This is a genomic window from Pseudomonas sp. B392_1p (assembly GCF_052245235.1).
GTDB lineage: Bacteria > Pseudomonadota > Gammaproteobacteria > Pseudomonadales > Pseudomonadaceae > Serpens > Serpens gallinarum.
Window position 1 is genome coordinate 238830 of the sequence record NZ_JBQPXM010000004.1, and the last position, 19290, is coordinate 258119.

General features: G+C 60.9%; 21 protein-coding genes and 2 pseudogenes. 9 read left to right on the forward strand and 14 right to left on the reverse strand.

Going from position 1 to position 19290, the window contains the following annotated elements:
• Positions 1–152: 152 nt before the first annotated feature.
• Positions 153–563 carry a nucleoside diphosphate kinase regulator gene (gene rnk / locus ACTV8E_RS07790; RefSeq protein ID WP_443199110.1) on the reverse strand — a complete coding sequence of 137 codons (411 nt, stop codon included), beginning with the start codon at positions 561–563 and terminating at the stop codon, positions 153–155.
• Positions 564–710: 147 nt separating this feature from the next.
• Positions 711–1043, reverse strand: coding sequence for an iron donor protein CyaY (gene cyaY / locus ACTV8E_RS07795; RefSeq protein WP_251834496.1), 333 nt, complete (start codon positions 1041–1043; stop codon positions 711–713).
• A gap of 194 nt (positions 1044–1237) precedes the next feature.
• Here cyaY and lptM point away from each other — a divergent pair, with 194 nt between their 5' ends.
• Genes lptM through ACTV8E_RS07820 form a run of 5 tightly spaced genes read left to right on the forward strand, consistent with a single transcriptional unit; the run spans position 1238 to position 4910 of the window.
• Complete coding sequence (gene lptM / locus ACTV8E_RS07800; RefSeq protein ID WP_251834495.1) at positions 1238–1372, forward strand: LPS translocon maturation chaperone LptM; 135 nt, start codon at positions 1238–1240, stop codon at positions 1370–1372.
• 54 nt (positions 1373–1426) lie between these two features.
• Positions 1427–2674: a diaminopimelate decarboxylase gene (gene lysA, locus ACTV8E_RS07805; RefSeq protein ID WP_443199111.1), complete on the forward strand. Its 1248-nt coding sequence runs from the start codon at positions 1427–1429 to the stop codon at positions 2672–2674.
• 9 nt (positions 2675–2683) lie between these two features.
• Complete coding sequence (dapF, locus tag ACTV8E_RS07810; protein WP_443199112.1) at positions 2684–3514, forward strand: diaminopimelate epimerase; 831 nt, start codon at positions 2684–2686, stop codon at positions 3512–3514.
• Positions 3511–4191, forward strand: a complete 681-nt coding sequence (locus ACTV8E_RS07815) for a DUF484 family protein (protein ID WP_443199113.1) — start codon at positions 3511–3513, stop codon at positions 4189–4191. Before dapF ends, ACTV8E_RS07815 begins: the two co-directional genes overlap by 4 nt.
• Positions 4192–4211: 20 nt before the next feature.
• Entirely contained in the window at positions 4212–4910 is a 699-nt protein-coding gene (locus ACTV8E_RS07820) for an HAD family hydrolase (protein WP_251834491.1), read from the forward strand.
• Between the two features lie 89 nt (positions 4911–4999).
• Here ACTV8E_RS07820 and sutA read toward each other — a convergent pair whose 3' ends face one another.
• The 4 genes from sutA to glnK all read right to left on the reverse strand — a co-directional run bounded on the left by sutA (position 5000) and on the right by glnK (position 7700).
• Positions 5000–5317, reverse strand: coding sequence for a transcriptional regulator SutA (sutA, locus tag ACTV8E_RS07825; protein ID WP_251834490.1), 318 nt, complete (start codon positions 5315–5317; stop codon positions 5000–5002).
• A 74-nt stretch (positions 5318–5391) separates the two neighbouring features.
• A complete protein-coding gene (locus ACTV8E_RS07830; RefSeq protein ID WP_443199114.1) occupies positions 5392–5817 on the reverse strand; it encodes a secondary thiamine-phosphate synthase enzyme YjbQ in 426 nt (141 codons plus the stop codon).
• A 186-nt stretch (positions 5818–6003) separates the two neighbouring features.
• Entirely contained in the window at positions 6004–7320 is a 1317-nt protein-coding gene (locus ACTV8E_RS07835; protein ID WP_443199115.1) for an ammonium transporter, read from the reverse strand.
• Between the two features lie 41 nt (positions 7321–7361).
• A complete protein-coding gene (gene glnK / locus ACTV8E_RS07840; RefSeq protein ID WP_251834487.1) occupies positions 7362–7700 on the reverse strand; it encodes a P-II family nitrogen regulator in 339 nt (112 codons plus the stop codon).
• Between the two features lie 465 nt (positions 7701–8165).
• Between glnK and ACTV8E_RS07845 the strand changes: the two genes are divergently transcribed.
• Both ACTV8E_RS07845 and ACTV8E_RS07850 read left to right on the forward strand, forming a co-directional pair.
• Positions 8166–8438, forward strand: a complete 273-nt coding sequence (locus tag ACTV8E_RS07845; RefSeq protein WP_251834486.1) for an accessory factor UbiK family protein — start codon at positions 8166–8168, stop codon at positions 8436–8438.
• Between the two features lie 113 nt (positions 8439–8551).
• On the forward strand, positions 8552–10051 hold the full coding sequence (locus tag ACTV8E_RS07850) for a YifB family Mg chelatase-like AAA ATPase (RefSeq protein ID WP_443199116.1): 1500 nt from the start codon (positions 8552–8554) through the stop codon (positions 10049–10051).
• A 145-nt stretch (positions 10052–10196) separates the two neighbouring features.
• Here the strand turns inward: ACTV8E_RS07850 and ACTV8E_RS07855 are convergent, their stop codons facing one another.
• Together ACTV8E_RS07855 and ACTV8E_RS07860 are read right to left on the reverse strand one after the other, a co-directional pair.
• Positions 10197–11192, reverse strand: a complete 996-nt coding sequence (locus ACTV8E_RS07855) for a cytochrome-c peroxidase (RefSeq protein ID WP_443199117.1) — start codon at positions 11190–11192, stop codon at positions 10197–10199.
• Between the two features lie 198 nt (positions 11193–11390).
• Positions 11391–12602 (reverse strand): OprD family outer membrane porin, encoded by a 1212-nt coding sequence (locus ACTV8E_RS07860; RefSeq protein WP_443199118.1) that lies wholly within the window; start codon positions 12600–12602, stop codon positions 11391–11393.
• A 476-nt stretch (positions 12603–13078) separates the two neighbouring features.
• Here ACTV8E_RS07860 and dibA point away from each other — a divergent pair, with 476 nt between their 5' ends.
• Positions 13079–15013, forward strand: a complete 1935-nt coding sequence (dibA, locus tag ACTV8E_RS07865; protein WP_443199119.1) for a phosphodiesterase DibA — start codon at positions 13079–13081, stop codon at positions 15011–15013.
• Between the two features lie 67 nt (positions 15014–15080).
• On the opposite strand, the pseudogene ACTV8E_RS07870 reads toward dibA, so the two are convergent.
• The 4 genes and pseudogenes from ACTV8E_RS07870 to ACTV8E_RS07885 form a co-directional block, all read right to left on the reverse strand.
• Positions 15081–15201 (reverse strand): annotated as a pseudogene (locus ACTV8E_RS07870) (TOBE domain-containing protein); the annotation flags it as partial.
• 75 nt (positions 15202–15276) lie between these two features.
• A pseudogene (locus ACTV8E_RS07875) lies at positions 15277–15508 on the reverse strand (sulfonate ABC transporter substrate-binding protein); the annotation flags it as partial.
• Between the two features lie 155 nt (positions 15509–15663).
• Positions 15664–16200 carry an NADPH-dependent FMN reductase gene (gene ssuE, locus ACTV8E_RS07880; protein ID WP_251834481.1) on the reverse strand — a complete coding sequence of 179 codons (537 nt, stop codon included), beginning with the start codon at positions 16198–16200 and terminating at the stop codon, positions 15664–15666.
• 12 nt (positions 16201–16212) lie between these two features.
• Positions 16213–16851, reverse strand: coding sequence for a peroxiredoxin (locus ACTV8E_RS07885; RefSeq protein WP_443199120.1), 639 nt, complete (start codon positions 16849–16851; stop codon positions 16213–16215).
• Positions 16852–17076: 225 nt separating this feature from the next.
• Between ACTV8E_RS07885 and ACTV8E_RS07890 the strand changes: the two genes are divergently transcribed.
• Positions 17077–17649, forward strand: coding sequence for a xanthine phosphoribosyltransferase (locus ACTV8E_RS07890; RefSeq protein WP_443199121.1), 573 nt, complete (start codon positions 17077–17079; stop codon positions 17647–17649).
• A gap of 247 nt (positions 17650–17896) precedes the next feature.
• On the opposite strand, the gene ACTV8E_RS07895 is transcribed toward ACTV8E_RS07890, so the two are convergent.
• Both ACTV8E_RS07895 and ACTV8E_RS07900 read right to left on the reverse strand, forming a co-directional pair.
• Positions 17897–18322 carry a c-type cytochrome gene (locus ACTV8E_RS07895; protein WP_337955273.1) on the reverse strand — a complete coding sequence of 142 codons (426 nt, stop codon included), beginning with the start codon at positions 18320–18322 and terminating at the stop codon, positions 17897–17899.
• 256 nt (positions 18323–18578) lie between these two features.
• The gene (locus tag ACTV8E_RS07900; protein WP_251834478.1) at positions 18579–19127 is read right to left on the reverse strand and encodes a cupin domain-containing protein; all 549 of its coding nucleotides are present in this window, start codon (positions 19125–19127) and stop codon (positions 18579–18581) included.
• Positions 19128–19290: the final 163 nt, after the last annotated feature.

The window sequence follows — 19290 nt, forward strand, 5'->3', positions numbered from 1 at the left end:
CAGCGCACCGTTGCGGGGCGCAGCCATACGGGTGTGGAATTCTGCCGCGTGTCACCGGTTGGTGATTGTTTTCAGGTCAACCCGGGGTGTCGAACACGCCCGGGTTTTATCCGACCACCGGCAGGGGATGCACGGCGGCCATGCTGCAGCGCTTACAGCTGGAAGTCGCCCGCCGCTTCCGGCTGATATTCCACCGCCAGCAGGACCAGTTTGAGCGGTTTGCCGCCCGGGCCCGGCCAGTCGATCTGCTGACCTACGGACAGCCCGAGCAGCGCGCTGCCCACCGGGGCCAGGACCGAGACGCGACCGTCGCCAGCGCCGACGTCCTTGGGGTAGACCAGGGTCAGGTGGTAATCCTTGCCGCTGGCTTCTTCGCGGCAATGCACGCGAGAGTTCATGGTGACCACGCCCGCAGGAACTTCTTCGTGCCCGACGACGAGAGCACGCGACAATTCAGCCTCCAGCGCCTCGGCGGCCGGGGTGTACTCATCCAGACTGTCGAGCAGTTGCTCAAGACGCTGCATGTCGAGACGGGTGACGGTAATCGAAGGTGCGCTGCTCATGGCCTGTCGGTGACTCCTTGTAGTGTGTTTGGCGAATGCGAAAAAACAAAAACCCCGCCCGAAGGCGGGGTTTTGCGTACCGGCATTGACCCTATCACAGCCAAGCAAATAAGCAAGAGGGCGGCGCTACCGCTGGGGATGCGCCTCTCAGAGCTCTTCGAATTCCAGTGCTTCGCCGGCCTGTTCATGGGTCACCCGCGCCAGTAGTTCGCCCAGGGGCTCATCACTGGAGTCGCAAATCCATCGCTCGCTGGATTCATCGTAGTCGAAATGAAAACCGCCGGAGCGCGCGGCGACCCACAACTGGCGCAGCGGCTCCTGGCGACTCAGTATCAACTGGCTGCCGTTCTCGAAACGCACGGTCAGTACGCCGGCCGAATTTTCCAGGTCGACATCCAGGCCGCTGTCGTCGAAGACATCCTCGATTTCCTGTTGCACAGCATCGATCAGGTCGTGAAAACGGGCTTCGCTAAGGCTCATGGAATTCCTCATGGTCTGGCAGGCACGGATGGATTTCATCCCGTCCGGTAACGTGGACGAGCTGCAGGATAGTCGGACAAGTTACATCAAAAAAGGCGGCCAAGGCCCGCTATACGGGTGGCGTGGCGCATAGGCAAGCCGCCGGGGGGCCGGTATACTCCAGCGCAATTACCGCTTTTACAAGGATTTTCGCCATGAAGCGCCTGTTGCTCCCGCTCCTTGCGCTCTTCGTGCTCAGCGTTGGTCTCAGTGCCTGCGGTCAGAAAGGTCCGCTGTACCACCCGGATGATGAAAGCGCCGGACACAGCAAAGACCGTTTCGAATTCTAAAAAACCGGCGCGCCCGTCCCCTATGGGCGCCCCAGGTTGCCCCAGGAGGCTCGCATGCAACCCTTCGAGTACCGCGACGGCGCACTGTTCGCGGAAGGCGTGGCGCTGTCCGCCATCGCCGAGCGTTTTGACACCCCCACCTACGTCTATTCCCGTGCCCACATCGAAGCCCAGTACCGCGCCTACGCCGATGCCCTGACGGGCATGCCGCATCTGGTCTGCTTTGCGGTGAAGGCCAACTCCAACCTCGGTGTGTTGAATGTATTGGCGCGACTGGGCGCTGGCTTCGATATCGTTTCCCGTGGTGAACTGGAACGTGTGCTGGCAGCCGGCGGCGAGCCCGGCAAGATCGTGTTCTCCGGCGTCGGCAAGAGTCGCGACGACATGCGCCGCGCCTTGCAGGTCGGCGTGCACTGTTTCAATGTAGAATCCGTTGACGAGCTGGAGCGCCTGCAACAGGTGGCCGCCGAACTGGGCGTCAAGGCACCGGTGTCGTTGCGCGTCAATCCTGACGTGGACGCCGGCACCCACCCGTACATCTCCACCGGGCTCAAGGAAAACAAGTTCGGCATCGACATCGAACAAGCCGAAGCGGTCTATGCCCGCGCCGCCGAACTGTCCCACCTGCACGTGATCGGCGTCGATTGCCATATCGGTTCACAACTGACCACCCTGGCACCCTTTCTCGACGCCCTCGAGCGCCTGCTGGTACTGGTCGACCGCCTCGCCGAGCGCGGCATCCATATCAAGCACCTCGACCTGGGTGGCGGCCTGGGCGTGCAATACCGCGACGAACAACCGCCGTTGGCCGGCGATTACATTGCCAAGGTCCGTGAGCGCATCGCCGGTCGCGACCTGGCCCTGGTGTTCGAGCCCGGCCGTTCGATCGTCGCCAATGCCGGTGTGTTACTGACTCGCGTGGAATACCTCAAGCACACCGAGCACAAGGATTTCGCCATCGTCGATGCGGCGATGAACGACCTGATCCGCCCGGCGCTGTACCAGGCCTGGATGGACATCGTGCCGGTTCAGCCACGCGATGCCACCGCCCGTCCCTATGACATCGTCGGCCCGATCTGCGAAACCGGTGACTTCCTCGGTAAGGATCGCGAGCTTGCCTTGGCGGAAGGCGACCTGCTGGCTGTGCGCTCGGCCGGTGCCTATGGTTTCGTCATGAGCTCCAACTACAACACTCGGGGCCGCGCCGCCGAAGTGCTGGTGGATGGCGAACAGGTTTACGAAGTACGCCGCCGCGAGACGCTCGCCGAACTCTACGCCGGCGAAAGCCTGTTGCCGGACTGAGGATGCCCCATGCTTTTGCGTTTCACCAAGATGCACGGCCTGGGCAACGATTTCATGGTCCTCGACCTGATCAGCCAGCACGCGCATATCCAACCCAAGCACGCCAAAGCCTGGGGTAACCGGCATACCGGCGTCGGTTTCGATCAGCTGTTGATCGTTGAGCCGCCGAACAATCCGGACGTGGACTTTCGCTACCGCATCTTTAACGCAGACGGCTCGGAAGTGGAGCAGTGCGGCAACGGGGCGCGCTGTTTTGCGCGTTTCGTGCTCGATAAGCGCCTGACCACCAAGAAAACCATTCGCGTGGAAACCAAGAGCGGCATCATCGAATTGCACATACGCAATGATGGCCAGGTCAGTGTGGACATGGGACCGCCGCGCCTGGCGCCGACGCAGATTCCCTTTCAGGCCGAGGCCGAGGCGCTGAGTTATGCGATCGATCTGGATGGCCGCCAGGTTGAATTGGCCGCAGTATCCATGGGCAATCCCCATGCCGTGCTGCGCGTTGACAATGTCGACAACGCGCCGGTGCATGAGCTGGGCCCACGCCTTGAGCACCATCCGCGCTTTCCGCAACGCGTCAACGTTGGCTTCTTGCAGATCATTGATCGCCACCAGGCGCGCCTGCGCGTCTGGGAACGGGGCGCGGGAGAGACCCAGGCCTGCGGCACCGGCGCCTGCGCCGCTGCGGTAGCGGCGATCCGCCAGGGCTGGCTGGACTCGCCGGTGCAGATCGAATTGCCCGGCGGCCGTCTGTCCATTGAATGGGCCGGTTCCGGTCGCCCGGTTATCATGACCGGACCCGCCGTTCGCGTTTACGAAGGACAAATCCGTCTATGACCGAACCTACGCTCGACGCCGCCGCCGTGGCTGCTTATCTGCGTCAGCACCCGGAATTTTTTGTCGACCACGACGAGTTGATTCCCGAGCTGCGCATTCCCCACCAATCCGGCCATGCTGTCTCGCTGGTCGAACGTCAGGTCAAGCTGTTGCGCGAGCGCAACATCGAATTGCGCCAGCGGCTCAGCCAACTAATGGACGTGGCGCGCGACAATGACCGCCTGTTCGACAAGTCGCGTCGCCTGATTCTTTCCCTGCTCGACGCCAGCGGCCTGGAAGAAGTGGTGAGCACCACCGAAGACAGTCTGCGCCATGATTTTCTGGTGCCTTATGTAAGCCTGGTGCTGTTTCGCGACAACCCCAGCGAAGTCGGCCGCACGGCAAGCCTCAGCGAAGCGCAGAAAACCATCGGCGGCTTGCTCGGGAACGGCAAGGCTACCTGTGGCGCCTTGCACCAGGGCGAACTGGCCTTTCTGTTTGGTGAAGACGGGGCGCAAATCGGCTCCGCCGCCGTGGTCGGCCTCGGCCCACAGGGCCAGTTCGGCGTCCTGGCCATCGGCAGTCCCGACCCGCAACATTACAAAAGCTCGCTGGGCACGCTGTTTCTCGGTTACATCGCGGAAATACTCGCCCGCGTACTGCCGCGTTTCGGCACGCCGCTGCGTTCGGTACGCTAGGAGCCTACAGTCAGTCCCCCATGGCCATTCAGCTGATCACCTTCGACCTCGACGACACCTTGTGGGACGTGGCACCCGTTCTGCTCAGCGCCGAGGCCGCGCTGCGTGACTGGCTAACCCGGCAGACACAGCACCTGGGTGAGATGCCGATCGAGCACTTATGGCAGATCCGCGCTGCGCTGCTGGAAAAAGAGCCTGCGCTCAAGCACCGCATCAGTGAACTGCGCCGGCGCATCCTGGCCCACGCTCTGATTGACGCAGGCTACGCAGCCGCAGAGGCTGCCGCGCTTGCCGAAGAGGGGTTTGAGGTTTTCCTCGCCGCCCGCCATCAGATCACCCTGTTTCCCGAGGTCCAGCCGACGCTGGAAGTGCTGGCCAACCATTACCGCTTGGCCGTCCTGACCAATGGCAATGCCGATGTCAGCCGCCTGGGTCTGGCCGACTACTTTCAGTTTGCGCTGTGTGCCGAAGACCTGGGCGTGGGAAAACCCGATCCCCGTCCATTTCACGAAGCTCTCAAGCGTGGCGGCGTGCAGCCCCATGAAGCGGTGCATGTCGGCGACCACCCTGTCGATGACATCGGCGGCGCCAAGGCAGCCGGATTGCGGGCAATCTGGTTCAATCCAGGCGCAAAAACCTGGGCCGGCGCGCCAGCACCCGATGCGCAAATCCGCAGCCTGGCCGAGCTACCCGCTGTGCTGAGCGCCTGGCACGCATAGCCCGAAGGGCTCGCCAGCCTGCAGAGAGCGTCGTGCGCATAAAAAACCGCCCCATAAGAGGCGGTTTTTTCAATTAACAACCGGCGCGATCAGATCGGGCGGCTGCCGTATTTGCTGTCCGGTTTTTTGGGCGGATCGGCAACGACGTTCGGCTCGACTTCCTGAACCTTGCCACCACGAGCCAGGAACTCTTCCATGGCACGGGCCAATGCATCACGTTCTTTTTGCTTGGCCTCCACATTGAGTAGTTCCTCCGGCTCGGCAGCAGGTCTGGCCTTCTTGCCTACCGGGGCGACAACGTCTACATCACTATCGCCGTCATCCTCTTCGTCTGCGGTTGCCAGCTCCTCGCCGTCATCCTCATCGGTGGTTTCCAGTTCGTCTTGTTCGAGATCATCGTCACTCATATTCACCTCATGTCTGCTCGAAGCTGATTAGTTATAGACCAGTCGCGGAATTTATCGACCCGCGAGGAAAAAATTCAAAAACCTTCACCGTGCAGCGTGGCCACTACCTGCCTTACTCCGCCATGATCGCGATGTTCGCCGAGATAGACCCCTTGCCAGGTGCCCAGCTGCAAGCGTCCGGCGTAGACCGGCAGGCTCAGCTGACAGCCCAGCAGACTGGCTTTGAAGTGCGCCGGTAGATCGTCCGGCCCTTCATCATCATGTTCATAACCGCGCTCGCCCTGGGGCACCAGGCAGTTGAAGAAGCGCTCGAAATCGCGACGTACTGCGGGGTCGGCGTTCTCATTCACGGTTAGCGAGGCCGAGGTGTGGCGCAACCAGAGGTGCAACAGACCCACACGACATGAGGCCAGTTCCGGCAGACCGGCAAGCAGCTCGTCGGTCACCAGATGGAAACCTCGTGGGCGGGGTCGCAGGGTAATGATCGTCTGCTGCCACATGTCAAAAATCGCTGCTCAGCACCTTTTCGCGCGCATTCTAACGCGGTGCCAGAAAAAGCAAAGAGTCGGTTTGACTGAGATTTAAACTGGCCAACGCGGCGCGTTAGCGGAGCAAATCTCGAGTGCGAAAAGCAACACGCCCCAGCCTCGTGCGAAGGCTGGGGCGTGTCTATTGCGTGCTGTCGTTTACAGGTTGTAGCCGCGCTCGTTGTGCAGGCTGAGGTCGAGGCCGACAGTCTCCTCCTCGTCGCTGACACGCAGCCCCATCACCACATCGATCACCTTGAGAATGAGGTAGGTAAGAATGGCGGTGTAAACCACGGTGAAGACAACGCTTTCAGTCTGGATCCACAACTGGGTGGCGATGCTTTCGAACTCACCGAAGCCGCCCAGGGCCGGGGCGCCGAACGCGCCAACCAGGATCGCACCCACGATACCGCCGACACAGTGCACGCCGAACACGTCCAGAGAGTCGTCGTAGCCCAACTTGCGCTTGAGGCTGGTGGCACAGAAGAAGCAGATCACACCGGAAGCCAGACCAATCACCAGTGCGCCGACCGGGCCCACTGCACCGGCAGCCGGGGTAATGGCCACCAGGCCAGCAACCACACCGGATGCGATCCCCAGAGCGCTGGGTTTGCGGTGCGTGATCCACTCGGCAAACATCCAGGACAGTGCAGCAGCGGCGGTGGCAATCTGGGTGACCAGCATGGCCATACCAGCTGTGTCGTCAGCAGCAGCGGCAGAGCCGGCGTTGAAACCGAACCAGCCAATCCACAGCATGGCCGCGCCCATCAGGGTGTAACCCAAGTTGTGCGGTGCCATCGGCGTGGTCGGGAAGCCCTTGCGGCGGCCCAGCATCAGGCACGCCACCAGGCCAGCGATACCGGCGTTGATGTGCACCACGGTGCCACCGGCGAAGTCGATCACGCCTTCATCCCACAGCAGGGCGCCGTCGCCGCCCCATACCATGTGCGCCATAGGCGCGTAGACCAAGGTGAACCATACGGCCATGAAGATCAGCATGGCGGAGAACTTCATACGCTCAGCGAAGGCGCCAACGATCAACGCTGGAGTGATGATTGCGAAGGTCATCTGGAAGGTGATGAATACGCTTTCCGGGAAGGCGCCGACCAGGCTGTCCTTGGTCAGGTTGGCCAGGAAGGCATTGTCCAGGCTGCCCACGAAGGAGTTGAAGTTGATCACCCCAGCTTCCATGCCGGTGGTGCTGAATGCCAGGCTGTAACCGTAGGCGAACCAGAGAATGCTCATCAGGCCGGTGATCGCGAAGCATTGCATCATCACCGACAGGATGTTCTTCGAGCGCACCATGCCCGCATAGAACAGGGCCAGGCCCGGGATGGTCATGAACAGTACCAGGGCAGTGGAGGTGAGCATCCACGCCGTGTCACCGGAATCGAGCGTGGCCTCTTGGGCCAGGGCCACGGAAGGGGTTATTACAGACAACAGGGCGCCTAGCCCTGCGATTTTTCGCAGAGTCATCGTGTGTTACTCCTGGGGCGGGGTGGGTTCGGAGGGCTTGCTTAGATCGCGTCGGTATCGGTTTCGCCGGTACGGATGCGGATGGCCTGCTCCAGATTGACGACGAAGATCTTGCCGTCGCCGATCTTGCCGGTATTGGCGGCCTTGCTGATGGCTTCGATCACGCGGTCAAGCTGATCGTCGGCAATGGCCACGTCGATTTTTACCTTGGGCAAAAAGTCGACGACGTATTCCGCACCGCGATACAGCTCGGTGTGCCCCTTTTGGCGGCCGAAGCCTTTGACCTCGGTCACCGTGATGCCCTGAACGCCGATCTCCGACAAGGATTCACGCACGTCGTCCAGTTTGAACGGTTTGATGATGGCAGTGACTAGTTTCATGAAACTTCTCCCGTTTAGGTGGACTTGCCCCAGAAGTACGAACCCGCTGACAAGTCTAAGCTCAGTGCCGTGCTTTTGTAATGACTCGATGGCTCTAGACCCAGCCGCTACATCTCCTGGCCAGGCTGCATCGGTGAGCTGCGCAGCGTTAGTGGTCGCTCTTCGTGCGCGCATCCACAAGGGATAAAGCAGAAAGCCTGCCAACTTTTTAATTCACTGATTTAACTAGCATTTTACGGAATAGGAGCGATGCAGCGCGTAATGGAGAGAAAGCGAAGCACCACAACGGTGCATGGACATCGGTACCCCTGCGCTCAAATCGTGCAGCCCTTTGTAGACAAGCCCCACCAAGGTCGCAGCCGAGCGGTCCTAACGGGTGGTAACCCCCCGCCCGCCCGGGACTGAATCAGTGCGGGCTAACGCCCCGTGCTAAACTGCGCGCCGACGTCCATCGGAATGACCTCAATGTTGCCGCCCAAAGCCCTGTTTGAAACTCTCAGCAATCAAGCGTCGCGCTTGTTCAGCGGCGAGACTTCGCTGCCTCATAACGAGCTGGAATCGCAGTTGAAAATGCTCCTGCAAAGCGCGTTCAGCAAACTCGATCTGGTCAGCCGTGAGGAGTTCGACAGCCAGATGGTCGTACTCGCCCGCACCCGCGCACGCCTGGAGGCACTGGAAGCCAAGGTTGCCGAGCTGGAAGACCGGCTGGCGGGCGACACGGCCGAGCCGCCCCTCTAGCAGAAGCGCTTTTTTAGCCGCGATTGCGGCACGGCGTTGTCTGCAGTGCAGCCGCCCCGCTTGGAGCTGCGGGCGGCCGTTTCACCAAAGGATTCGTCATCAAGGAGTGATGCATGTCCCTGGCCCTCGTTCACAGCCGCGCTCTAGTGGGCGTTGAAGCCCCGGCCGTCACCGTCGAGGCACACCTGGCTAATGGCCTTCCCTCACTGACCCTGGTCGGCCTGCCGGAAACCAGCGTCAAGGAAAGCAAGGACCGTGTGCGCAGCGCATTACTCACCTCCGGCTTCGATTTCCCGGCGCGACGCATCACACTGTCCTTGGCACCGGCGGATCTGCCCAAGGATGGCGGGCGCTTCGATTTGGCCATTGCACTGGGCATCCTGGCTGCCAGCGGCCAGGTACCTGTCGAATCCCTCGAACATTCTGAATGCCTCGGTGAACTGGCGTTGTCCGGCGCTGTGCGTCCCGTACAGGGCGTCTTGCCCGCCGCCCTCGCCGCCCGCGCAGCGGGACGCAGCCTGATCGTCCCGCTGGCCAATGCGGAAGAAGCCAGCCTGGCCTCTGGACTGCGCGTGTACGCCATCGAGCACTTACTGCAGCTCGTCGGCCATCTCAATGGCCAGGCGCCACTGGAACCCTACCAGGCCCAGGGACTGCTGCTGGAAGTCCGTCCCTATCCCGACCTGGCCGACGTGCAGGGCCAAGCGGCCGCCAAGCGAGCCCTGCTGATCGCGGCCGCGGGCTCGCACAATCTTCTTTTTACCGGACCGCCAGGCACTGGCAAGACCCTGCTGGCCAGCCGGCTGCCCGGCCTGCTGCCACCCTTGAATGAGCAGGAAGCTCTGGAAGTGGCGGCGATTCAATCTGTGGCCAGCCACGCACCGCTGGACGCCTGGCCGCAACGCCCTTTTCGCCACCCCCATCACAGCGCATCCGGGCCGGCCTTGGTGGGCGGTGGCAGCCGACCTCGACCAGGCGAAATTACCCTGGCTCACCAGGGCGTGCTGTTCCTCGATGAATTGCCGGAGTTTGATCGCAAGGTGCTGGAGGTGCTGCGTGAACCCATGGAAAGCGGAGAGATCGTTATCGCCCGCGCCAGCGACAAGGTACGTTTTCCAGCACGCTTCCAGTTGGTCGCTGCTATGAACCCCTGCCCCTGCGGCTATCTGGGCGACCCGGGCGGACGCTGCCGGTGCGGACCGGAGCAAATCCAGCGCTACCGCAACAAACTGTCCGGTCCTTTGCTCGACCGTATCGACCTGCACCTCACCGTGGCCCGTGAAGCCACCGTACTTAATGCCCCACCCGCCGCTAACGAAAGCAGTGCAACGGCGGCTGCCCAGGTGGCCCGGGCGCGCCAGCGCCAGTTGGATCGCCAGGGCTGCGCCAATGCCTTTCTCGACCTGAACGGACTGCGTGAGCATTGCAGGCTGCAAGACGAGGATCGCCACTGGCTGGAGCAGGCCTGCGAACGCCTTGGCCTGTCTTTGCGCGCAGCCCATCGCATCCTCAAGGTTGCGCGCACCCTGGCTGACCTCGCCGGGCTCGACGCTCTGGATCGCCAGCACTTGGCCGAGGCGCTGCAGTACCGTCCCGCTCGTGACAACGCATAGGATCGGTAAAGGCGCGCCGCGCGCTTCCGGCGCCCCAGGGCCAAAACATGGTTACCGCCTGGATACGAGCCAACCGGACACAAAAAGCCCCGAGCCTTGCGGTCTCGGGGCGTTCGCATGAGGCAGGTTGCGCCTCAGGCAGCCATCACTTGTTGAACGGCTGCGGCAGCGGGGTTTTGTTGGTGGACGGCGGCAGAGTCGGCATCGTGAAACTCGGCTGTTCGCCAGTAAGGGTCTTCAGGAAGGCCGTGATCTGCTCGATCTGTTTGGTTTCCAGCTTGCGGCCCAGTTGCAGACGCGCCATCACGTCCACAGCCTCTTCCAGTTTCCAGTAGGCACCGTCGTGGAAGTAGGGGTAGGTGAGTTCGACGTTGCGTAGGGTCGGCACCTTGAACTTCATGCGGTCGGCATCGTTACCGGTCAGGCCAGCGACACCTTCGGCCGGGTTAGTGGTGGCATAGGGTTCAACCAGTCCCATTTTCTGGAAGGAGTTGCCGCCTACCGCGGAACCATTGTGGCAAGCCGTGCAGCCCACGTCCTTGAACAGCTGGTAGCCCGCCAGTTCGGTCTTGTTCAGCGCCTTCTTGTCGCCCTTGAGCCACAGGTCAAAGCGCGAGTTCGGGGTGACCAGGGTCTCCTCGAAGGCGGCAATGGCGTCGGTGACATTATCGATGCTGATCGTGTCGCTGCCGTAGACCTTCTTGAAGGAGGCACGGTACTGGGGAATGGAGTCCAGCACCCCCAGGGCGAGGTCGTGGGTAAACGCCATTTCCATCGGGTTGGCGATCGGGCCACCGGCCTGCTCTTTCAGGTCGGCCGCGCGGCCATCCCAGAACTGCGCCAGGTTCAGGCTGGAGTTCAGAACGGTCGGCGAGTTGATCGGGCCTTCCTGCCAGTTGTGGCCGATGGAGGTCGGCAGGTTGTCGCTGCCGCCCATGGACAGGTTGTGGCAGGAGTTGCAGGAGATGAAGCCCGACTTGGACAGGCGCGGATCGAACCACAGCTGCTTGCCCAGCTCGACCTTGGCCGGATTAGTGACCGTGGCCGGCTCGATTGGCTGGATCGGTTCATTACTGGGCAGCGCCGCCCAGGCGCCGGTCCCCATACTCAGGCCAAGGGCCAACAACAAGGGTTTGAACATGTGCCGCTCCTACTACATGACAGATAGCTCAACGATGCCAGCATGGCAATCGGCCATATTGATGCAGATCAAGGCGGACAGAGAAAGACAGGGCTAGGGGTGCGGCGAAAGGACCGGGACCGCTCCGGCGTTTCTGATAGAAATAAAAAACCCCTGTCGCCCGAAGGCGACAGGGGTTCGGTTACAGCAGAACCGTGATTACATCAGCGGAATGCTGTAGTTCACGATGAAGCGGGTTTGGTCGATGTCGGCATTGTCATCGCCGCTGTACATACCGTGCATCAGGCGCACACCCAAGCCCTTCAACTGGCCTTCCGGAACGACGTAACCAATGATCACGTCGGTTTCCTTCTCGGAGCGATCCTTGGCAGCGCCGAGATCATAGTCACCTTTTTGGTGAATCACGGTCGCGCTCAGCCCCTTGATGCCCACGGTACCGAAGTCAAAACCGTAGCTGGCCAGCATGACGGTTTCATCCGGACGAGTCATCAGGCCCGCGCCGATCATACGCTCGGACATGGTGTAGTTGGAGTTGCTCATCTGCGCAAAACCGGTATCACCGGACAGATCCTGGTAACCCAGGCCGAAGGTGTGGCCGGCAACCGAATAGTTGACCAGGGCGCTCCACAGCTCGTTGTCGTTACGAGCATTAGCACCGCGGCCCAGACCCTCGCCATCTTCCGAAGTATCGAAGTAGCGCAGATCAGCGCCCAGCTTGCCAACACCCAGGTTAGCGGCGTACTTCAGACCCGCAAAGTGCTGCTTGTAGGTGTTGTGCAACTGGCCGTAGTAGTACTGAGCGGTCAGGCCGTCGACGAGCTTGTAATCGACACCTGCCAAGGAGAACTCACCACCGAAGCGATCGGTTGCATCGGTCCATTCATCCTCGTCACGCATCGACACCTTGGTCACATGGGCAGCGGTCACGGTCAGGCCGGCGATGTCCTGGCTGGTCACCTGCACACCTTCGAACAGTTGCGGCAGGATGCGGGAACCGTTAGCGACTAACACCGGCGTATTGGGGCTCAGAGCACCGGCATAAGCGGTGGTTTTACCGACGCGGGCCTTGAGGGTGGCACCACCCTTGTTCAGGCGATCATTAACTTCATCGCCATCATTCTGGAACAGCTGGGCAGTTTGCACGTCGCCATGATCCGCCAGCTTGTATGCAGCTGCACCAAACAGATCGATACCGAAGCCCACCGCACCCTCGGTGAAGCCGGACTTGTAGTTGAGCATGAAGGCCTGGCCCCACTGGCCACCCTCGGCACCACCATCGGTTTCCTGGTTGAAGTAGTAATTACGCAGATCCAGGCTCAGCTTGCTGTCCTTGACGAAATCAGCGGCAGCGAACTGGCTCATGCCCAGGGCGCTGACGGCTACGGCTACGGCCACGGCAGTTTTTTTCATGTTTCACTCCAGTTATTTTTTTAGTTCGAGGCGGTCGGCGGTTGTCCAACTGTCCGACGTCCTCGTTTCGCTTCTACCAGGCCAGCCCAAGACCCCCCTCGGCACAACCCTGGCGACATCTGCGTCCCGCATAGCGAAACCGCCACACGGTAATTTCCAAACGAACCGGTCTATCCCGACTTAAGTTCTGCGAACCTTTATGACAGAAATGTAATGAGTTTTGAAGCCCACAAAAAGCAGAGATTGCGGCAGGGCAAATTTTCCGAGCAGAGTTCAGTTAACGCTGGACTTCATCGCTCTGATCAGGGAGTCTGTCGGGCTTCTTTGCGGCCGGAGCCCCTTTTTAGGCCGCCGGCAACCCGTATTCATGCGGCTTTGTCCCCCTGCCGGGCTCCCTCTAAGCCTTTGGTCGTAGCCTCGACCATGCGCCTGTCGATATACTCCGCGACTCTTCATGATGGTCGTTTTGCATTCACATGAAAGCCTCTCGTAATGCCCTGCGTCTGGCGTTGCTGTATGCCGCGTGCGCCACGTCCTGGGTACTGCTCAGCGACCATCTGCTTATGGAATGGCTCGGCCAGTCCGAACGCCTGGCGCAGTGGAAGACACTCAAAAGCCTGACCTTTGTCGCCTTCAGCAGCCTGCTGCTGTACAGCTTGCTGCGCCTGCAACTCAATCGCCTGGACAATCAGTTGCGTATTCGCCGCAAGCAGGAGAATCGCTTGCGCCAGGCGGCCGTGGTGTTTGATCAAACGCTAGAAGGCGTGCTGATCAGCAATGCCAAGAACCGCATCGTGCATGTCAATCCGGCCTTTGAACGGATCACCGGCTACAGCGCGGCCGAAGTCCTGGGCCAAACACCGCAGATGTTCAAGTCGGGCCGGCATGACCGCAGTTTTTACGAGGTCGTCTGGGAACAGTTACAGAACGCCGGCCTGTGGAGCGGGGAGATCTGGAACCGGCGCAAGAACGGGGAGATTTTTCCCCAGTGGCAACGCATCTGCGCCGTGCGTAATGAATTGGGCATGCTCACCCACTACGTGGCGATTTTTTCCGACGTCAGCGCCATCAAGCAGTCCCAGCAGGAACTTGATTACCTTGCCCACCACGACCCGCTGACCGGCCTGCCCAACCGCTTGCTGTTCAACGAGCGTGTCCAGCACGCCCTGGAGCGCTACAAACATCGGCAGGGCGGCGGTTGCGTGCTGTTCCTCGATATCGACTTCTTCAAGGACATCAACGAAAGCCTCGGCCACAGCATGGGCGACGAAGTCATCAAGATCGTGGCGGACCGACTCAATAGCCTCGGCAAGGGGCTTACCGTTGCACGTCTGGGCGGGGATGAATTCGCGCTCTTGTGCGACGACGGCAACCAGGCCAAACGCGCGGCCAGTCTGGCCGAAACGGTATTGGCTACGCTGGGCAGCCCGATCCGTCTCGCCGGCAACGAGTTGTTCGTCAGCGCCAGCATCGGCATCAGTCTGTTCCCCGACGATGGCACGCAACTCGAGCAGATCATCCGTAATGCGGACTCAGCCTTGTACAAGGCCAAACACAGCGGGCGGCAAACCTATGCCTTCTACACCCAGGAACTGACCCTGCAGGCACGCCAGCGCGTGGAGCTGGGTGCCGCCCTGCGCCAGGCGCTGGAGCTGGGTGAGCTGCGCCTGCATTACCAGCCGATCATCGATCTGGCCAGCGGCCGGGTGCTCGGGGTCGAATCCCTGGTGCGCTGGCAGCATCCTGGCCTGGGCCTGGTGCCGCCCAACGTGTTCATCCCGGTGGCTGAAGAAAGCGGGCTGATCGCCGCCATCGACTCCTGGGTCCTGGCCCAGGCGTGCCGTCAGATGCGCGCCTGGCAGCAGGCAGGCATCCATCTGGACTTCATCGCGGCGAACGTGTCCAGCCGGCTGTTCAGCCGGGGCGAACTGGATCAGTATGTAAAAGACGTGCTCGAGGAAACCGGCCTGCAACCCCGCTATCTGGAACTGGAAGTCACCGAAAGCGCGGTCATGGACAACCCCGATAATGCCCAGAGCCTGCTGCATCGCCTGTGCAGCCTCGGTGTGCGCCTGTCGATCGACGACTTCGGCACCGGCTATTCCTCGCTGCTGCGCCTGAAAAACCTGCCGGTGCACAAATTGAAGATCGACCAAGGCTTCGTCGCCGGCCTGCCCGAGGATGACGATGACGCCGCCATTACACGGGCGGTCATCGCCCTGGCCCACAGTCTGGGACTGGCGGTGGTCGCCGAGGGTATCGAAACGCCGGAACAGGCGATTTTCCTGCGCCGTCACGGCTGCGGTCTCGGCCAGGGCTACTGGTTCGGCCGTCCGGCGCCGGCCGAGTTGCTCGATTGGCGTCCCCGACCGTTGCCCAAGGTTGTGTATAACCTGCAGCAGAGTCGCTAAACCCATGCATCACGCGGGGTAAACGTGACGCTTACCCCGCGTCAGCATCAAACCCGAGCCTCGCCTTTTACAACGTGGCGATCGACACCTCGGTGGATTTCACGAAGGCGATCACCTCGCTGCCCACCTTGGAGGTCCAGCTCGCGCACCGAGCGGGTGGTGATCATTGAGGTGACGGTACCGGCGGCGTTTGCACGTCGCCGACTTGGTCGCCTTCGATCAGGATCACGCGCTCGGCGATGGCGACCGCCTCACGTCGTGGGATCCGCATCGCCGACATTCAGCTCTTCGAAAAGCTGCGGGCCTGGGGAACTCGGTCCACATCACCTCCATGCGCTGTTCGGCCAGGCGCTTTTTCAGCGTGCCTTTAGCTTGAGAATCACCAGCGTGCCGATACGCAAAGTTTCAGCCTGGGCCTGGGTGTGTGATGGCGCCGAGGGAAATTGCCGCAGCCAGCAGGCCGGCAACTCCGAGGCGCAAAGTACGTTGACTCATCAAAGTCGCTCCTTGGCAAAACGGATTGTTGGCTTCCTGCTGGCCCGTTCGCGGGCGAGTAAGGTGGGGTTCGTAACGTGATTACAACGGTGTTGCGGTCAATTACTCCGGCGAGACGTCCGCAAACGGTCATGCAAAATGACCGGATCCGGCGGTTACGGGCGACGCGCCAAGGCCAAGAGCAGATCCTCCAAGGCTTCGTCTAGCCGTTCGCGCAGGTGTGCCTCCAGCGCAGCGGGGCAATCGGCTTCGGCGTACTGAATCTGCGCATCCACCGCATACACCCCCTGTAGCACTTCCTCAGCCTTGAGCGCGGCCAGTACCGGCTTCAGTGCATAGTCTACCGCCAGCATGTGCGCCGCACTGCCGCCAGAGGCGATGGGCAACACCACCTTGTCAGCCAGGCCGCGCTCCGGCAACAGATCGAGCAGCGCCTTCAACGCGCCGGAAAATGACGCCTTGTAGACCGGCGTGGCAATGATCAACCCGTCAGCCTGCTGCACATGCTCGAGCAATTGGCGGACCTGTGGACTGTCGAAGCGCGCATACAGCAAGTCCTCGGCGGCGAAGTCGCGCACCCGGTAGGAGACGACTTCGACACCCCTGCGTTGCAGCAACTGCGAGGCATAGTTCAGCAGCTCACCGGAGCGCGAGCGCGTGCCGGGACTGCCGGCGATGGACACGACCAACATGGCGCTTGGTCCTCAGCGGTTCGGCTGAGGGGTCAGGCGCAGGTAGGGTTTCACCGCACGATACCCCTTGGGGAAGCGCTGCTTGATCTCCTCTTCATCTTTGAGCGACGGCACGATCACCACCTCGTCGCCGTCCTGCCAGTTGGCCGGTGTGGCCACCTTGTGGCTGTCGGTCAGTTGCAGCGAGTCGACCACGCGGAGGATCTCGTGAAAGTTACGCCCGGTGCTCGCGGGATAGGTAATAGTCAGGCGGACCTTCTTGTTCGGATCGATAACAAACAGCGAGCGCACGGTCAGTGTGTCGCTGGCATTGGGATGGATCAAATCGTAGAGATCGGACACCTTGCGGTCGGCATCGGCCAGAATCGGGAAATTCACCTGGGTATCCTGGGTTTCGTTGATATCGTCGATCCACTTCAGGTGAGAGTCCACCGGGTCTACGGACAGGGCAATGGCTTTGACGTTGCGCTGGGCAAATTCATCCTTGAGCTTGGCGGTAAAGCCCAGCTCCGTGGTGCAGACTGGAGTGAAGTCAGCGGGATGGGAGAACAGAATTCCCCAGCTGTCACCCAGCCACTCGTGGAAACGAATGCGACCTGCGCTGGATTCCTGTTCGAAGTCGGGGGCGATGTCGCCAAGCTTGAGGCTCATGTTAGTCAGCTCCTGGTCAAAAACCCTACGCGGGCGAAGTGAAGCCACTATGCCTTGACCGCCATGCAAACCAAAAAGAATCAATTATGATTTAGCTATAACCTAAATGAATAAGTGAGCGATTTCTGGTAAAAACTGACCAATCGACTCACAACAGATCTTTTGGCCGCCCCCGGAATGGGCGAGAATGCGCGGCTTTCTCGCGAAGCAAGCCGGAGTCCACTCGTGGAACAGTTGAAACAGAAAATCCGCACCTGCGGTGTGGTCCTCTCGGACAAGGTGCTCAAGGTCGATGCCTTTCTCAATCATCAGATCGACCCTCTGCTGATGCAGCAGATCGGCCACGAGTTCGCCGAGCGCTTTCGCGACCAGGGCATTACCAAGATCGTCACCATCGAGGCCTCGGGCATCGCTCCGGCCGTCATGGCGGGCTTGGAACTGGGTGTACCGGTGATCTTCGCACGCAAACATCAGTCGCTGACGCTCACTGACAACTTGCTGACCGCCGCGGTGTATTCGTTCACCAAGCAGGTGGAAAGCACCATCGCCGTGTCCACCCGCCACTTGGATGCCAGTGACCGGGTCCTGATCATTGATGACTTTTTGGCCAACGGCAAAGCCGCCAAAGGCCTGATCTCGATCATCCAGCAGGCAGGCGCCAGCATCGCCGGACTGGGCATCGTGATCGAAAAATCATTCCAGAACGGCCGCCAGGAACTGGAAGCCGATGGTTTCCGTGTCGAGTCCTTGGCACGCATTCAGTCGCTCGAAAACGGCCAAGTCACCTTCGTCGAATAAGCGGTCTCAAGCGCGTAGGCGGAGCGCTCGCAGCAGGCGGAATAGCCCTGCGCCAGGCACGTATCCAGCGCGTCGCACGCACCCGTTAACGCAGACGCGCGCCCAGGGGGATGGCATGAGCAAAGCGGCGTGTCAGCAGGCGCGCCGCTCAGTATTTTCGACGCGGCAACCCGCCCCGCTTATTCCAAAGTGTCCAGACATGACAAAGCCGCCCGAGGGCGGCTTTGTTGCAGCAGGCTGTGCGATCTTACAGACCGGACATTTCCTTGATAGCTGCCAGCATTTCATCGTCAGAGCAGTCTGCACAAGTGCCCTTCGGCGGCATGGCATTGATGCCCTTGATTGCCGACGCCAGCAGAGCGTCCAGACCACCTTGTGCGTCCGCGCGGGCTTGCCAGGCAGCGGTATCATGATTCTTCGGCGCACCCAGCAGGCCGACGCTATGGCAAGCGTTGCAGTGCTTGGCGACGATGTCGCTACCGCTACGCGCGGCACCACCAGCAGCTGCAGCGGCGACTGCACCCACGCCCTTGCACTCCTGGCCCGCTACGCAGACTTCACCTACCGGCTTCAAGCGCTCGGCAATGGCATCGTTGGTCGTAGCCTGAGCGCTCACCGCCCACAGGGCCAATACGGCGGCGTTGGCCACCAGCATCTTCTTAGTCCAGTTCACCTTACACCCTCATCGTGGCTAGAAACGCCCGCGGCCACGGTTCGCGAGCGGGCGACAGTATAACGGGAAGCCCGGTTTGCCGAAACACGTGAGCAGCATGCCGCACAGGCCAGGCAGCGTTCGTGGCGGGCTTTAGGGGTTATTGCAACATTGCGCCAGTACAGGTGTGCGGCGCGTTTCTGGCATCCGCCGGCCTCCGCCAGGTCGACCTGGGTTTGCCAATGCCTGCCATGGCATGCGGCAATGGGTCGCAGGATCAAAAGTTGGCAGGTGTCGTCGTACTTATCAACCGCGCGGGCCGATCGAACGGATTGCGGAAACGGTGCGGTTTATTGCTTTCGAAATAATAACTGTCGCCACTTTCCAGGATGAACAACTCACCGCCCACGGTCAGCTCCAGTCGTCCCTCCACCACGACGCCGGCCTCTTCGCCATCGTGGTTGAGCATTTCCTCCCCCGTATCGCTGCCCGGCGGGTAGGTTTCGTCCAGTACCGACATGGCACGGTTCGGGTACGCCTTGCCCACCAGCTTCATAGTCACCGCACCACTGCAGATGTCCATCAGCTCATCAGCCTTGTACACCACCTGGGTGTCATTGCCGTGCTCGGCGTTCAGCGAGAAAAAGTCCACCAGGGACATGGGAATGCCGGACAGTACTTTTTTAAGCGAGCTGATCGAGGGGCTGACGCTGTTTTTTTCGATCATCGAGATGGTGCTGTTGGTAACGCCCGCGCGTTTGGCGAGTTCACGCTGGGACAGGCCTTTCTGTTTGCGAATGGATTGCAGTCGAACACCGACGTCCAATGGCGAATTCCTCAAGAAAAAGGCTGGATGGAAAGAATCGGACAATCATCGCAACAGTGTTCAGAATTTACAACGCGTCATCCCGCGATTGGCGTACACAGTGCCAGGCGGTAAAACAAAAACGCCCCGGCACTCGCGTGCCGGGGCGTTCGGATGATGCGCG